The following is a 14,302-nucleotide window of genomic DNA, read 5'->3' as shown; positions in this document are numbered from 1 at the left end:
AATGGTGGCGCGCACACCCAGCAGCACCGAGGCTCCAGGCATCTGCAACCCGTTCACCGGCTCGAAATTTGAGCCAAGGATATTCTTGCCCGTGGCGAACAGGGTGAATTTGTCATCCAGCCGGTAGGATGCGTTCAGGTTCACAATCGTCCCCGGGCGTGAACTGCCGGTACCCGCGGCAATCGGATAGCCGTTGTTGTCATACATATAATCACTGAACCGCCCCACATATTGCACCTGCGGGGTGATGCTGAACCCTGGTGCCGGGGTGAATGTCAGCGTCGCGGAACCCGCGTTCTGCGGCCGGCGCAACAGGGCGGCGCGCGTCTGTGCATCAATCGAATTGGTGTAGGTGTAGGTGAAATCCGCGCTCAGCCAGGGCGCCGGGTTCAACACCAGCTCGCTCTCCACCCCCTTGATGCGCGCCTGGCCGATGTTGCGCTCCGTCGAGCTGGTATAATTAGGCGGCAGCGAGACATAGGTGATGATATCGCGGATGTCCGACTGGAAATAGGTTGCCGAGATGCTCGCGAAATCGCCTTGCCGGAAGGCTGGAATATCAAACTGCGGCCCGATCTCGAAGCTGCTGCTGTACTCGGCCTTCAGCTTCGGGTTGCCCTGGTAGGTATAACCGCCGGAGCTGTTCTGGCCGTACAGATCGTACAAGGATGGCGCCAGAAACCCGGTGCCGTAGGATGCCTTCAGCCACATATCGGCCTCCGGCACCGCCAGCACGCCGCCCACACGCCAGGTAAGCGCATTGCCGAAACTCGAGACAGCATCATCGCGCAGCGCGCCGGTGAGGGTGAGGCGGCGCAGCAATGTCGTCTGCGCGCCCGCATGCCCGGCCCAGGTGTGCTGCGAGGCGCCCATATGCGCCACAAACGGGGAGCCGTAATACGCATCGTTCACCCGCTCGTGTGCGGTGTCGTTAATATATTCAGCGCCAAACTGCACCGCGGAATCAGAGGTGCGGCCCACATAGGGCAGGTGCACGGTGTTGTTCCACTGCACATCGGTGCGCGTGCCGTGATACACCTCATCGGCCTGTACCTGGTTCGGGTCCGCCGCGTCCAGCAGATTGGTGTTGTGCAGCGTGTTGTCCAACCGGGCCGCGAACAGCTCCGTGCTCAGCCAGCCGTTGAACAGATTGCTGGCAACACCAAGCTTGCCGAAATAATTGGTGTTCTTGTCGTAATTATTCGGATCATCATAGATCGGATAACCAAGACCGGGGAAACCGGCAGTGGTCTGCTGCGCGCGGCCCACCAGATAAACCCGCGTGCCGGGCACCGGCGTATACCCCAGGTTGACCGAGGCAAGCTGCGAGCGGAATGGGTCTTTCACCCCCGCATAAACGCTCATGCGCTTTGGCGTGTAGTCAAACCCGGATTCCTCATCGAGCGCGCCGGTCAGCGCGTAATCAAACTTGCCAGACGAGCCGGAAACCATGGCGCTCGCCTGCCCCTGGCTCGGGAACCCCCCGGCCAGCGTCACGCTCGCCTTCGGGCGGCCCGAACCGCGCAACGTGATGATGTTGATCACCCCGCCGATCGCATTCGAGCCATAAAGGCCCGACATCGCGCCGCGCACCACCTCGATGCGGGCGACATCACTCAGCGTATAATCGCCAAAATTGAAGGCTCCGTTGGCCTCGGAAGGGTCATTCACCGGCACGCCGTCCACCAGCACCAGCACATCCTCCGAATTCGCGCCGCGGATGAACACGCTGGTCTGCGCCCCCGAGCCGCCCGACTGCACCACCCCCAGCCCCGGCACCGCGCTCAGCGCCTGCGCCAGCGTGGTGTAGCCGCGCTTCTGGAAATCCTTGCGGGTGATAATGCTCACCCCCGCCGCCACTTTTGTCACCGGATCGGGGATGCGCGTCGCGGTCACGGTGGTCAGATCCACCCCGCCATCCGCCCACGCCGCCGCCGGCAGCAGCGATGCCGCCAGAAAACACCACAATAACCCACTCTTGCTCATAACCCGCTCCGCGCCAGCCGCGCGCGGATTTCCTCCGCATGCGGCACATTCAACAACTGCGACAGAGGCTCAGGGTCTCTCTCCCCTCCATCCATGGTGCACCCCGCCCATGAACGCGCAAATGTCTCGATGCCGGCCGGTCTCCTGGCTCGCGGATTTTCGCGCCCCCCGCCTTCTCACCCGCGCGGGCAATGGCATGTGGAGAGAGCTAGCCGCTCACAGTTGCGGGGGCAGCCGCGGCGTTTTGATACCGCATTCCCGTTTAAGCCTGCCATCACGGCGGGCCACCGTCATCTGAGGGGGTGGTAGCTCCTTAAGGCGCATCAATGCAAGGCAGGCGCGTTTGAGTTTATGCCCGCGCCACGCTAGAGGGGCTGGATGCTCCACCCGCAAACACAAGTAACGGCTGAACGGGCCTCCAGGCTGCGCCGGTTCGCCAGCCGCATCACCTTTGTGGTCGCCGTGCTGCTGCTGGCGGTAAAAATCGCCGCCTGGCTCACCACCGGCTCGGTCGCGCTGCTCTCCTCCACGGTGGACGGGCTGGTTGACGTGGTCACCTCCTTCACCACCTTCCGCGCCGTGCGCATGGCCGAGCGCCCGCCAGACCGGCGCCACCGCTTCGGCTACGGCAAGGCCGAGGCGCTGGCCGGTTTCACGCAATCGCGCTTCCTCTACGGCGGCGCGCTGGTGCTGGCGTTTCAATCCGTCGAGCGGCTGGCTTTCCCCGATCCGGTGAAGCAGATCGGCTTTGGCCTATGGGTCGTCATCGCCAGCCTGCTGGCCGCCGCCGGGCTGGTGGTTTTGCAGACCTGGGTGGTGCGCCAAACCACCTCCACCGCCATTGCGGCCGACCGCGCGAACTACCTGGCAGATGTCGCGATCAATCTGGCCGTGCTGACGGCGCTGGGGATCATCCATTTCACCGGCTGGAACCGCGTGGACCCGGCGTTCGCGCTGGCCGTCGCCGGGTATATGTACTGGAACAGCCGCGGGATCGACACCGATGTGCTGAAACAACTGCTCGACCGCGAATTGCCGCCCGCGAAGCGCAAACGCATCGAAGAACAGGTGATGGCCTGCCCCGGCGTGCGCGGCGTGCATGACCTGCGGACCCGCTATTCCGGCGACCGGACCTTTGTGGAATTCCACATGGAGGTGGACGCGCACCTCACCATCACCCAGGGCCACACCATCAGCGATGCCGCGGAAGCCGCCGTTCGGGAGCTGTTTCTGCCGCAGGTGGTGGAGGTGATCTCGCATCTGGAGCCGGCGGGGATCGAAGACGAGCGGCTGGACGACCGGGTGGGATAAATAATACCAGTCAGCCTTAAGGCTGACTGGTATGCGCGTGGGGCTGGTGGGGCGGCCGCGCGTAAAATCAAGAGCTTATACCAGCCCGCCAAGAGTTTGACTCTCTGGGTTTGGTGGCGGGCTGGTATAAAATGCGATAGCCCCAAACGACCGCGCCCTATTTCCGGGGGCGATTCACGCTTTCGGCTCGCTCGATTGAGCGAACCTCAAACGACCGCGCCCTAATCCTCGGCACCACGGCGCAGCTTCTTGGTCTCCGCGCGCTGGCTCTTCGCCTCCAGCCGCCGGGTTTTCGAGGCTTTGGTCGGCCGGGTCGGCTTGCGCAACACCGGGGCCACCGCCGCCGCGCGGATAATCTCGAACAGGCGCTCGCGCGCATCCGCCCGGTTTTGCAGCTGCGTGCGGAAGCGGTTGGCGGTGATGACAATCACCCCGTCATTGCTCAAGCGCCGCCCGGCCAGCACTCGCATGCGCGACTTCACGGCGCCCGGCAGCGATTCACATTTCAGGAGGTTAAAGCGCAACTGCACAGCGGTCGCGACTTTATTGACATTCTGCCCCCCAGGGCCGGAGGCGGCAATAAAGCTTTCATCGAGATCAGCCTCGCTGATCCCGAGTCTCGGCGTCACTTGTATGAGCATCCGGCCCAGCCTTCACTGCCAGGCCAGGTGGGTTAGGCCGCCTTGGCGGCCTTTTTGGCGGTCGCGCGCTCCAGGCGGCGCTTCAGCGCCAGGCCCTCGGTGGTCATCTTGCTGTCGTTCTGGCTCAGCAAAAACGCATCCAGGCCGCCGTTATGCTCGATCGTGCGGATCGCCCGGGTGGAAAGACGCAGCCGGACGTTGCCCAGAACGTCAGACAGCAGCGAGGTTTCCTGCAAATTTGGCAGGAACCGGCGGCGGGTCTTGTTATTAGCGTGGCTGACATTATTGCCAGCTTGCACGGTCTTTCCGGTCAATTCACAACGGCGGGCCATAGTACAATCCTCAAATACGCAAAGCGGGCAGGCGGATGCCAGCCCGAAATCCAGCCCGGCTTATGGCTAAAAGCCTCGCCCCGGTCAAGCCTCGCCCGCGTGATCCTTGCCCACGGTGGAGCGCATTTCCCCCGATTCAACGCTTTCCATCGCCTGGCGCAGAATCTGCACCACCACATCGTCCGGCAAGGTGCGCGTGAGCAGACCCATCGCGCCGCCAAGCAGGGCGGAGGCCACGGCCAGCGAGTTGATCTGCTGGCCGATCATATACTCGATCGCCTTGTCCACGACCGAACCAGCATGGCTCAGGTCGCGCTCCGGCGGGGATTGTGTCTTGTTCATCGTATTTTCCATCAGCGCCTTCTATCTGGTGATTTGCCGCCCCGCTACCAGGGCAAACGCCTACCCGGCCACTTCGCCGAGAGTTTTTTCCCGCACGGCCTCTTCCTGCTCCGCCTGCTGCGCCGCCCACATGCCGGCGTATACACCATCGGCCTCCAGCAGCGCCGCATGGCTGCCGCGCTCCACGATTACACCCTCGCGCAGCACCAATATCTCATCGGCATCGGTCACCGTGGAGAGCCGGTGCGCGATCACCAGCGTCGTGCGGTCATACGCCACCGAGCGTAGCGCCGCGCCGATCTCCTGCTCCGTCGCGGTGTCCAGCGCGCTGGTCGCCTCATCGAGGATCAGCACACGCGGGTTCTTCAAAATCGTCCGCGCAATCGCCACGCGCTGCTTCTCACCGCCGGAGAGTTTCAACCCGCGCTCGCCGACCTTGGTTTTATACCCCTGCGGCAGGGTGGTGATGAAATCATGGATCTGCGCCAGCCGCGCCGCCTGCTCAATCTCCTCAACGCTCGCCCCCGGCCGCCCGTAGGCGATGTTGTAGAAAATCGTGTCGTTGAAGAGCACCGTATCCTGCGGCACCACGCCGATGGCCGCGCGCAGGCTGTGCTGGGTGTAGTCGCGCACATTATGCCCATCCACCAGCACAGCGCCGGAGACCGTGTCGTAAAACCGGAACAACAGGCGCGAGATGGTGGATTTGCCCGAGCCGGTCGGCCCGACGATAGCCACCTTCTGGCCCGCCTCCACGGTGAAGCTGACGCCCTTGAGAATATCGCGATCCGGATTGTAGCCAAAACGCACGTTCTCGAAGCGCACCTCCACCGGCGCGCCCTGCGGCGCCAGCTCAATGGCGCCGGGTTTGTCGCGCACCTCATAATTCACCCGCATCAGGGAGAACATCTGCTCCATGTCGATCATGCCCTGGTTGATCTGCCAGTACACAAAGCCGAGAAAATTAAGCGGCACATAAAGCTGCATGAGATAGGTGTTGACCAACACGAACTGGCCGACCGTCATGGTGTGGTGCGCAACGCCGGTTGCCGCCATCAGCATCATCACGCCCAGCGCGGCCGAGATGATCACCGCCTGGCCGATGTTCAGCCCGTTGAGCGAAACCTGCGCCTTCACCGAAGCCGCCTCATAGCGCGCCAGACTTTCATCGTAGCGGCGCGATTCATGGCTCTCGTTGCCGAAATATTTAACCGTCTCAAAATTCAGCAGGCTGTCGATCGCCTTGGTCTGCGCCTCGTTATCGGTCTCGTTCATAATCCGGCGAAATTTGGTGCGCCACGCGGTCACGCCAAAGGTGAACGCCATATAGAACCCGACCGCGACAAAAGTGATGAGCGCATACCAGAAGCTGAACATGTGCCAGAGTATGCCCACCGTGAGCAGCAGCTCGATGATGGTCGGCAACACATTGAAGGTGCTCAGCCGCAGCACGTTCTGGATGCCCAGCGTGCCGCGCAGGATAATGCCGGAAAGCCCGCCGGTCTGCCGGTCCAGGTGGAAGCGCATCGAGAGGCCATGCAGATGCTCAAAAGTCTGGCGCGCCACCACGCGCGAGGCGCGCATCTGCACGGCGGCGAAAATCGCGTCGCGCAGCTCGCCAAATCCGGCCGCGGCGACGCGCACCAGCGCATAACCCACGATCAGCGCCGCGGGAACCACGATAGCACTGGCGCCATGCGCCAGCCGGTCCACCGCATGGCTATAGAGGATCGGCACATAAACCGTCGCCACCTTGGCCAATACCATCGCGATGCTGGCCAGCACCAGCCGCAGGCGCAGGCCGAACTCATGCTTGGGCCATAAATACGGCAGCAGCGAGCGCAAAGTGGCCCAGGAATCACGTGGCGCCTTCGGCGCGCCAGGGGTGGGAGCAAGATGGGGGTTGGCACGAGCGGCATTACGGGTCATGTCACCGCACATGGCATCTGATACGCAAATTGCAAAGCTCCTCTCTCACATCTCTGCCTGTCATTCAGCGGTGCTGCCGGGCGCGCGCCTGCCGCTCTACGCCGGAGCGCACCATATCGGCTATGTGACGCCTGGTTTCGCGGCCCGGCTGGCCGCCTCCAGCCCGCTGGTGACGCGCGATGAAACCCGCGTGCGGCTCGCCCCCGCGGCGCTGCCGGAGCTGAACAAGCTGGCCCATGCCACTGGTCTGCCGCTGCGAGCGGAGAATTTTGACGTGCGCGAGACCGATGGCGGCCCGGTGCTGGCCGTGCTGGACCGCGGCGCCCTGCCCAGCTTCGGCGTCATCGGCGTGGGTGTGCACATGAACGGGCTGGTCCGCCGCGCGGATGGCTGGCATTTATGGATCGCCAAGCGCGCCGCCAACAAAAAACTAGACCCCGGCAAGTATGACAATCTGGTCGCCGGCGGGGTCGCCGCCGGGCATACGCCATTTGAGACCATCATCAAGGAATCCGAGGAAGAAGCCTCGCTCCCGGCCGTCCTGGCCGCCAATGCGCGGCAGGTCGCGCGGTTTGCCTACAACATGGAGCGCCCGGAGGGGCTGCGCCGCGATGTGGTCTACGCCTACGACCTGGAGCTGCCGGAATCCTTCATCCCCGAACCGGCGGACGGCGAGGTGGAAAGCTTCGCCCTCTGGCCGTTGGCCCGCGTGCTGGAAGTCGCCTCCACCACCGATGACTTCAAATTCAACGTCAACCTGGTGCTGATAGACCTGTTGATCCGTTACCGGCTGATCCAGGGCACGGCGGCTGAGCGGCTGCGCGCGGCGCTGAACGGCTGACCGGCTCCCTCAGCCGCGAGGCGCTGCCGCCCGGCTCAACCGGTCGTTAATCGCCCGGCCCAGCCCCGTGTTGGGGACAGGCATCACCGCGATGCGCGTCAGGCCGAGGGCTGCACCGCTGGCGTCCAGCTCATGCAGGGCCTCGAACAAGCGCGCCGCCGCCTCGGTGAGGTTTTTCATTGCCGAGAGCTGAAACACAAGCTTTGCGCCGGGCAGCGGCGGGCCGAATGCCAGCAACGCCTCATCCGCCGCCACCGTGCCGGCGTTGAGCCGCACCGGCAGCCCAGGCGCGTAATGCGAGGCCAGCATCCCCGGCGATGCCATCGCCTGCCCCTGGATCATCGGCGCGCCGGTCCCCACCGGGCCGATCACCACCTCCAGCGTTTCCACGCTCACCCCGCCAGGGCGGAGCAGCACCGGCGCGGGGCCGGAGAGGTCCAGCACCGTGGATTCCACCCCCACCGCGCAAGGCCCGGAGTCGACAACCGCCGCGATTTTGCCGCCCAAGCCCGCCAGCACATGTGCCGCCGTGGTCGGGCTGATGCGCCCCGAGCGGTTGGCCGAGGGCGCGGCCACCGGCCCGCCGAACGCGGCCAACAATTGCAACGCAACGGGATGCGCCGGAACCCGCACCGCCAGCGTCTCCAGCCCCGCCGCCGCCAGCCGCGCAACTGGGCAAGCCGCCGCGCGGGGCAGCACCATGGTCAGCGGCCCCGGCCAGAATGCCGCCGCCAGCTTCTCCGCCATGGCGTTGGGCACCACATGCGCGAACGCAGCCCGCGCGCTGGCGTAATGGCAAATCAGCGGATTAAAGCTGGGCCGCCCCTTGGCCGCATAAATGTTTGCCACTGCCTCGCCGTTGCGCGCATCGGCGCCCAGGCCGTAGACTGTCTCGGTGCCGAAGGCGACCAGCTCCCCCGCCGCCAGCAGCGCCGCGGCGCGGGCAATCTCCGGCGCGGTTGGATGCAGGATGACGCTCACCTGGCCCCGGCCGTGTTCAGTTATTCTTCGTCCGGGGCGGCGCTGGCCTGCGGCTTGGCGCCTGTTTCCAGGTCCCGCGCCACCTCCGGCTGATGCAGCAGCTTGTTGATGCGCGTCGCCTCCTCCAGCGCCTCATCGGCCAGGAATTTCAAATCCGGCGTCACCCGCAGCCCGAGCTTCGGCGCGATCTGCGCGCGCAGAAACGGCGACACCCGCTTGAGCGAGGGGAGCAGCGGCGTAATGTCCTTGCCGCCGAGCGCGGTGATGAACACGGTGGCGTGTTTAAGATCCGGCGACATGCGCACCTCCGAGATCGTCAGATGTGCCGTGGCCAGCGCTTTCTCGTGGAACTCGGTACGCAAAAAGATCTCCGCCAGCGCATGGCGGATTTCCTCACCCACCCGAAGCTGCCGCTGAGACGGCCCCTCCTTACGGGATTCCCTCCCTGGCGCTCCTTTACGGAATTCTTGTTCGGGCGCTCCTTTACGGAGCGACGATTTCGGTTTCATAGCATTCCACCACATCGCCCTCGCGCAGATCCTGGAACCCGGCGAACGACAGGCCACACTCATAGCCGCGCGCCACTTCCTTCACATCGTCCTTGAAGCGCTTGAGCTGCGAGAGATCGCCCTGATGGATGACCACATTGTCGCGCAGCAGGCGCACGCCGCAGCCGCGCTTGACCAAGCCCTCGGTAACATAACAACCCGCGACCTTGCCGGTCTTGGTGATGTTGAACACCTGGCGGATTTCCGCATAGCCGAGGAATTTCTCGCGATGCACCGGGGCGAGCTTGCCCTTGACCAGCTTCTCGATGTCGTCCGCGACCTCGTAGATGATCGAGTAATAGCGGATGTCCACGCCATCGCGGTGCGCCAGCTCGCGCGCCTGCGCATTGGCGCGCACATTAAAGCCAACCACAATCGCATCCGACGCCTTCGCCAGCTGCACATCGCTCTCGGTGACCTGGCCAACGCCTGAATAGATCACGCGCACGCGCACTTCCTCGTTGCCGACCTTGGTGACCACCACCGAGATCGCCTCGGCGGAACCCTGCACATCGGCCTTGACCACGAGGGCCACTTCCTTCTGCGCCCCAGCCTGAATCCGGGCCAGCATCTCTTCCATCGTGCCGCGCGCGGCGGTGGCGCTGGCGGCGGAACGCTCGCGCAGCTTCTGCTGGCGGTATTCCACGATCTCGCGCGCCCGCACGTCGCTCTCCACGACCACAAACGGCTCGCCCGCGACCGGGGCAGCGGACAGGCCGAGGATTTCAACCGGCGTCGAGGGTGTGGCCTCCTTCACGGCCTTGCCCTTGTCGTCCTGCATGGCGCGCACGCGGCCCCACTGGGCGCCCGCCACCACGATATCTCCGGCATGCAGCGTGCCCTTCTGCACCAGCACGGTCGCCACCGGGCCACGGCCGCGGTCGAGCCGGCTCTCAATCACCGCCCCCTCGGCCGAGCGATTCGGGTTGGCGCGCAGCTCCAGCACCTCGGCCTGGAGCAAAATGGCTTCCTCAAGCTTGTCCAGCCCGAGCTTCTTCAGCGCCGAGACTTCGACATCCTGGGTCTCGCCGCCCATTTCCTCGACCACGATCTCATATTGCAGCAGCTCCTGGCGCACGCGGTTGGCATCCGCGCCCGGACGGTCGATCTTGTTGACAGCCACGATGATCGGCACCTGCGCCGCCTTGGCGTGTTTAATCGCCTCAATCGTCTGCGGCATCACGCCGTCATCGGCGGCGACCACCAGCACCACGATATCGGTCACCCCGGCGCCGCGCGCGCGCATGGCGGTGAACGCCTCATGGCCCGGCGTGTCGAGGAAGGTGATCTGCGCGCCCGAAGGCAGCTTCACCGTATAGGCGCCGATATGCTGGGTAATGCCGCCAGCCTCACCGGCGGCCACATCGGTATGGCGCAATGCGTCAAGCAGGCTGGTCTTGCCATGGTCGACATGGCCCATGATGGTGACCACGGGCGGGCGGGGCAGCAACTCGGTGTCGGTATCCTCCTCACCTTCGAGGCCCACTTCCACATCCGCATCCGACACGCGGCGCGCCTTGTGGCCGAACTCCGCCACCACCAGCTCGGCGGTGTCAGCGTCGATCACCTGCATGATATTCGCCATTACGCCCATTTTCATCAGGGCGCGCACCACCTCGTTGCCGCGCGCGGCCATACGGTTGGCCAGCTCCTGCACGGTGATGGTCTCCGGCAGAATTACCTCGCGCACCACCTTCACGCCATCGGCGCGCAGCAGCTCCAGCTCGGCCTGGCGGCGCTCACGCTCACGCTGGCGGCGCACGGAGGCGAGCGAACGCACCTTCTCGTCCTCACCCTCAATGGCGGCCAGCACGTCGATCTTGCCGGCGCGGCGGCGGTCATCGCCAATTTTCTTCGGCGCCACCACGGGCACGCCGCGCTTGGGCGCGGGGCCGACGCTCGGGCGCTTCACACCGCGCGGGGCTTCGTCTTCTTCATCGGACCGCAGGCCGGAGCGCTGGCCGGGTTTTAGCTGCAAAGTCTCGCGGCCAGGGACGGCGGGCTTCGCCGGGGCGGCGGCGGGCTTGGCCTCGGCCGGCTGCTCAGGGGCGGCGGCCTCAACCGGCGCGGGCGCAGGCTCCGGCCCCGGCTCCGGCGCGGGCGGCGGCGCCAACAGCGCATCTTCCTCACGCCGGCGGGCCTCCTCGGCGGCGGAGAGAATGGAAATTTTCTCCTGCTCGCGGCGCTCGGCCTCGCGCTGCGCGGCGAGGCGCTGCTGCTCGGCCAGCACGCGCTGGCGGGTTGCCTGCTCGGCGGCGGTGAGCGCGCGCGGCGCAACGCCGGGGCGGCCTGCCGGGCGGGCGGGTGCCGGCGCCGTGGCGGGTGCCGGTGGCGGGCTGGTTCCGGCCGGGCGCTCGGCAAGCGGCTTGTTCAATGAAAGCGCCGGAGCAGCCGGGGCCGGGGCTGCTGGGGCCGCCGGGGCGGGCGCCGCTGCCAGGCCGCGTTTTTTGCGCACCTCAACCTGAACCACCTTGGACCGGCCATGCGAGAAGCTCTGCCGCACCGATCCGGCGTCGACCGTATGCCCCGCATCACCACGCGTAGCCGGGCGCAGCGAGAGCCTGCCTTTGGTTTCAGTCTGGTCGTTGCCGTCAGTCATGCGTAATCTGGTCCATTCAACAATCGTGGCTGGTACTACCCCAGCCTGATTGGGCACTACTGCCCGCTTAAAACGCCGCCCGCAACACCTGCGAGACGGCCCGCCTCAATTTCAATCATTTTCGCCAGCCGGCCGGGGGCAATAACCACATGCACCGCCTGCTCTCTCCCGAAAATCTTACCCAGCCGGGCCGCGGAAAAAACCGCCACCACCGGCACCTCACGCCCGCCCACAAACCGCGCGCGCTCCTCAACACTGCCATCCACCGCCTGCAACACCAGCCCGGCCTTGCCGGAGGTCAGCCATTCGCGGGCCTTCTCAAAGCCCGCAATCGCCGCGCCACTCCGCCGCGCCAGCCCGGCCAGATCGAAAATCCGCTGTATCAACGCTGTTTCCACCTGGGCAGCCAAATCCGGCGCCACAACCAGCTGCTGCTTCGCCACACGGGCAAACACGCCACGTTTCAGCGCCGTGTCTATCACATCCCTGGACGCACTCAACCACAATCCGCGCCCAGGCAGGGTTGCGCTGACATCGAACACCAGCTGGCGCTGCGGCCCCGCCACGAAACGCAGCATGGCCTCACGCGTGAAACTCTCGCGTTTGACCAAGCAGCGCCGCAGCGGCCCGCGCTCCGGCGCCTCGTCTTCGCTCCCGGCGATGTCGGGTTCAGGCTGCGTTGCCATCTCCCTCGAACCAGTGCGCGCGCGCGGCCATGATGATCTCGTTGGCGGCTTCCTCGCTCAGCGCCTCGGCGCCGACGATTTCCACCAGCTCGTCACCGGCCAGGTCGGCAAGGTCGTCCAGCGTCTTCACACCCTTCTCGCCCAATGCGATCAGGTCTTTCGCGCTCAGCGCCTCGATCGCGGCAACCTCGTCGCTCACGCCCAGCGCCACGCGCTTGTCTTCCAGCTCACCCGCCTGCTTGGCCAGCGAGGCTTCCGCCCGGCGCTGCAGCTCGGCGGCCACGTTTTCGTCAAAACCCTCAATCGAGGCGATTTCATCCAACGGTGTCATACTCAAATCCTCTATCGTCTCAAATCCTTCGGCCACCAGCAGGCCGGCGATCACATCGTCCACATCCAGCGCCTCCACGAACAGCCCGGTCTTGCGGCGGAACTCCTCCTGGCGGCGCTCGGATTCCTCAGCCTCGGTCAGGATATCGATATCCCAGCGCGTCAGCTGCGAGGCGAGGCGCACATTCTGGCCGCGCCGCCCGATGGCGAGCGAGAGCTGGCTGTCAGGCACCACGACCTCAACGCGCCCGGCCTCCTCATCCATCACCACCTTGGAAACCTCGGCCGGCGCCAGCGCGTTCACCACAAAGGTCGCGACATTGGGCGACCAGGGGATGATATCAATCTTCTCACCCTGCAACTCAGCCACCACCGCCTGCACACGCGAGCCGCGCATACCCACGCAGGCGCCCACCGGGTCGATCGATTGATCGCGCGAAACCACCGCCATTTTGGCGCGCGAGCCCGGATCACGCGAGACCGCCTTGATCTCGATGATGCCGTCATAAATCTCCGGCACTTCCTGCGCGAACAGCTTGGCCAAAAAGCCGGGATGCGTGCGCGAGAGAAAAATCTGCGGCCCGCGCTGCTCTTCGCGCACATCATAAATAAACGCGCGCACCCGGTCGCCGTTGCGCAGATTCTCGCGCGGGATGGTCTCATCGCGGCGCAGCAACGCCTCGGCGCGGCCGAGATCCACCATCAAATTGCCGTACTCGGTGCGCTTGACCACACCGTTGATGATCTCGCCCACCCGGTCCTTGAACTCGTTATACTGCTTGGAGCGCTCATACTCGCGCACGCGCTGCACGATCACCTGTTTGGCGGTCTGCGCGGCGATCCGGCCAAAGTCGATCGGCGGCAGCGGATCCACGATAAAATCGCCAACTTCCTTCTCGGGCGCGAATTTCTTCGAGATGGCAACGGGGATCTGCGTCTCCTCGTTCTCCACCGTCTCGACGATCTCGGTCCAGCGTGAGAGCCGCACATCGCCGGTCTTGCGGTCGATGGTGGCGCGGATGTCCTTCTCGTGGCCATATTTGGCGCGGCCGGCTTTCTGAATCGCCTGCTCCATCGCCTCCAGCACATCGTCGCGCTCAATCTGCTTTTCGCGCGCGACGGCATCGGCAACAAGCAGCAATTCCGGGCGGTTAACTGCGGTATCCATCGTCAGTCTCCAATAAATAGACGTGTCATGAGTTGATTCACTGCAAAGGGGCTTCCGGCATCGAGAACGCAATCAGCGCATCGGTGAGAATCAGCTTGGCTTTCTTGATGCCGGCCCGCTTCAGGCTCAGCACCTCGCCGCTCTCCACCTTCAGCTGCACGCTCTCTTCATCGGCCCCCACCAATACACCGCTAAAACGCTTGCGGTTGCCGGGGCCGGGGAAATTCAGCTCGATCTTCGCCTCGAATCCGGCGTAGCGGACAAAATCCTTGGCCCGGGTCAACGGCCGGTCAATCCCCGCGGAGCTCACCTCCAGCGTCCAGGCGGAAGTGATCGGGTCTTCCACGTCCAGCACCGCGGAGAGCAGGTGGCTCACGGCGGTGCAGTCATCGAGCGTGAAGGCGGCGTTGTCCGCCCGGTCGGCCATGATCTGCACGATCGGCGACTCAGTGCCCATAATCTGCACACGCACCAGCTCGTACCCCTGGGCTTCCAGAGGTTCCACGATCAGCTCAGCGATGCGGCCCTCAAGGCCGGTATGGTTCGGGCGGTTGGCGGTCATTCAGGCAAAAATCCAACAAAAAAGGCGGCCGGTTAGGGCCACCCTG

General features: G+C 64.9%; 13 protein-coding genes and 1 riboswitch. Of the genes, 2 read left to right on the top strand and 11 right to left on the bottom strand.

The window, feature by feature from the left end; genetic code table 11:
• Positions 1-1,986, bottom strand: a 1,986-nt coding sequence (locus PHE40_RS08690; RefSeq protein ID WP_299960823.1) for a TonB-dependent siderophore receptor, incomplete at its 3' end; no start/stop codon positions are given.
• A 116-nt stretch (positions 1,987-2,102) separates the two neighbouring features.
• Positions 2,103-2,293: riboswitch (cobalamin riboswitch) on the bottom strand.
• Positions 2,294-2,364: 71 nt separating this feature from the next.
• On the opposite strand from PHE40_RS08690, the gene PHE40_RS08685 reads away from it, so the two are divergent.
• Positions 2,365-3,297 (top strand): cation diffusion facilitator family transporter, encoded by a 933-nt coding sequence (locus PHE40_RS08685; protein WP_299960821.1) that lies wholly within the window; start codon positions 2,365-2,367, stop codon positions 3,295-3,297.
• 221 nt (positions 3,298-3,518) lie between these two features.
• On the opposite strand, the gene arfB is transcribed toward PHE40_RS08685, so the two are convergent.
• The 4 genes from arfB to PHE40_RS08665 form a co-directional block, all read right to left on the bottom strand.
• Entirely contained in the window at positions 3,519-3,938 is a 420-nt protein-coding gene (gene arfB / locus PHE40_RS08680; protein ID WP_299960819.1) for an alternative ribosome rescue aminoacyl-tRNA hydrolase ArfB, read from the bottom strand.
• 32 nt (positions 3,939-3,970) lie between these two features.
• Positions 3,971-4,270, bottom strand: a complete 300-nt coding sequence (rpmB, locus tag PHE40_RS08675; protein WP_284258502.1) for a 50S ribosomal protein L28 — start codon at positions 4,268-4,270, stop codon at positions 3,971-3,973.
• Between the two features lie 84 nt (positions 4,271-4,354).
• A complete protein-coding gene (locus tag PHE40_RS08670) occupies positions 4,355-4,612 on the bottom strand; it encodes a hypothetical protein (protein ID WP_299960816.1) in 258 nt (85 codons plus the stop codon).
• A gap of 60 nt (positions 4,613-4,672) precedes the next feature.
• Positions 4,673-6,541, bottom strand: a complete 1,869-nt coding sequence (locus PHE40_RS08665) for an ABC transporter ATP-binding protein/permease (protein ID WP_299960814.1) — start codon at positions 6,539-6,541, stop codon at positions 4,673-4,675.
• A 10-nt stretch (positions 6,542-6,551) separates the two neighbouring features.
• Here PHE40_RS08665 and PHE40_RS08660 point away from each other — a divergent pair, with 10 nt between their 5' ends.
• Positions 6,552-7,382: an NUDIX domain-containing protein gene (locus PHE40_RS08660; RefSeq protein ID WP_408838897.1), complete on the top strand. Its 831-nt coding sequence runs from the start codon at positions 6,552-6,554 to the stop codon at positions 7,380-7,382.
• Between the two features lie 9 nt (positions 7,383-7,391).
• On the opposite strand, the gene PHE40_RS08655 is transcribed toward PHE40_RS08660, so the two are convergent.
• Genes PHE40_RS08655 through rimP form a run of 6 tightly spaced genes read right to left on the bottom strand, consistent with a single transcriptional unit; the run spans position 7,392 to position 14,256 of the window.
• Positions 7,392-8,363: an L-threonylcarbamoyladenylate synthase gene (locus PHE40_RS08655; RefSeq protein ID WP_299960812.1), complete on the bottom strand. Its 972-nt coding sequence runs from the start codon at positions 8,361-8,363 to the stop codon at positions 7,392-7,394.
• Between the two features lie 20 nt (positions 8,364-8,383).
• Positions 8,384-8,872 carry a 30S ribosome-binding factor RbfA gene (gene rbfA, locus PHE40_RS08650; protein WP_408838893.1) on the bottom strand — a complete coding sequence of 163 codons (489 nt, stop codon included), beginning with the start codon at positions 8,870-8,872 and terminating at the stop codon, positions 8,384-8,386.
• On the bottom strand, positions 8,847-11,510 hold the full coding sequence (infB, locus tag PHE40_RS08645) for a translation initiation factor IF-2 (RefSeq protein ID WP_299960811.1): 2,664 nt from the start codon (positions 11,508-11,510) through the stop codon (positions 8,847-8,849). Before infB ends, rbfA begins: the two co-directional genes overlap by 26 nt.
• Before the next feature lie 56 nt (positions 11,511-11,566).
• Positions 11,567-12,196, bottom strand: coding sequence for an RNA-binding protein (locus PHE40_RS08640; RefSeq protein WP_299960810.1), 630 nt, complete (start codon positions 12,194-12,196; stop codon positions 11,567-11,569).
• The gene (gene nusA / locus PHE40_RS08635) at positions 12,180-13,694 is read right to left on the bottom strand and encodes a transcription termination factor NusA (RefSeq protein ID WP_299960808.1); all 1,515 of its coding nucleotides are present in this window, start codon (positions 13,692-13,694) and stop codon (positions 12,180-12,182) included. Before nusA ends, PHE40_RS08640 begins: the two co-directional genes overlap by 17 nt.
• A gap of 37 nt (positions 13,695-13,731) precedes the next feature.
• Complete coding sequence (rimP, locus tag PHE40_RS08630) at positions 13,732-14,256, bottom strand: ribosome maturation factor RimP (RefSeq protein ID WP_299960806.1); 525 nt, start codon at positions 14,254-14,256, stop codon at positions 13,732-13,734.
• Positions 14,257-14,302: the final 46 nt, after the last annotated feature.

Source organism: Acidocella sp., assembly GCF_028687955.1.
GTDB lineage: Bacteria > Pseudomonadota > Alphaproteobacteria > Acetobacterales > Acetobacteraceae > Acidocella.
The sequence above is the reverse complement of the archived record's forward strand: the minus strand, read 5'-3'. Positions and strand labels throughout refer to the sequence as shown.

Excerpts from the sequence above, each read along its gene's own strand:
- rbfA (WP_408838893.1), bottom strand. The coding sequence starts at position 8,872 with ATGAAACCGAAATCGTCGCTCCGTAAAGGAGCGCCCGAACAAGAATTC.
- PHE40_RS08670 (WP_299960816.1), bottom strand. The coding sequence starts at position 4,612 with ATGAACAAGACACAATCCCCGCCGGAGCGCGACCTGAGCCATGCTGGT.
- PHE40_RS08685 (WP_299960821.1), top strand. The coding sequence starts at position 2,365 with ATGCTCCACCCGCAAACACAAGTAACGGCTGAACGGGCCTCCAGGCTG.
- PHE40_RS08640 (WP_299960810.1), bottom strand. The coding sequence starts at position 12,196 with ATGGCAACGCAGCCTGAACCCGACATCGCCGGGAGCGAAGACGAGGCG.
- rimP (WP_299960806.1), bottom strand. The coding sequence starts at position 14,256 with ATGACCGCCAACCGCCCGAACCATACCGGCCTTGAGGGCCGCATCGCT.
- PHE40_RS08665 (WP_299960814.1), bottom strand. The coding sequence starts at position 6,541 with ATGACCCGTAATGCCGCTCGTGCCAACCCCCATCTTGCTCCCACCCCT.
- PHE40_RS08660 (WP_408838897.1), top strand. The coding sequence starts at position 6,552 with ATGGCATCTGATACGCAAATTGCAAAGCTCCTCTCTCACATCTCTGCC.
- rpmB (WP_284258502.1), bottom strand. The coding sequence starts at position 4,270 with ATGGCCCGCCGTTGTGAATTGACCGGAAAGACCGTGCAAGCTGGCAAT.
- infB (WP_299960811.1), bottom strand. The coding sequence starts at position 11,510 with ATGACTGACGGCAACGACCAGACTGAAACCAAAGGCAGGCTCTCGCTG.
- nusA (WP_299960808.1), bottom strand. The coding sequence starts at position 13,694 with ATGGATACCGCAGTTAACCGCCCGGAATTGCTGCTTGTTGCCGATGCC.
- arfB (WP_299960819.1), bottom strand. The coding sequence starts at position 3,938 with ATGCTCATACAAGTGACGCCGAGACTCGGGATCAGCGAGGCTGATCTC.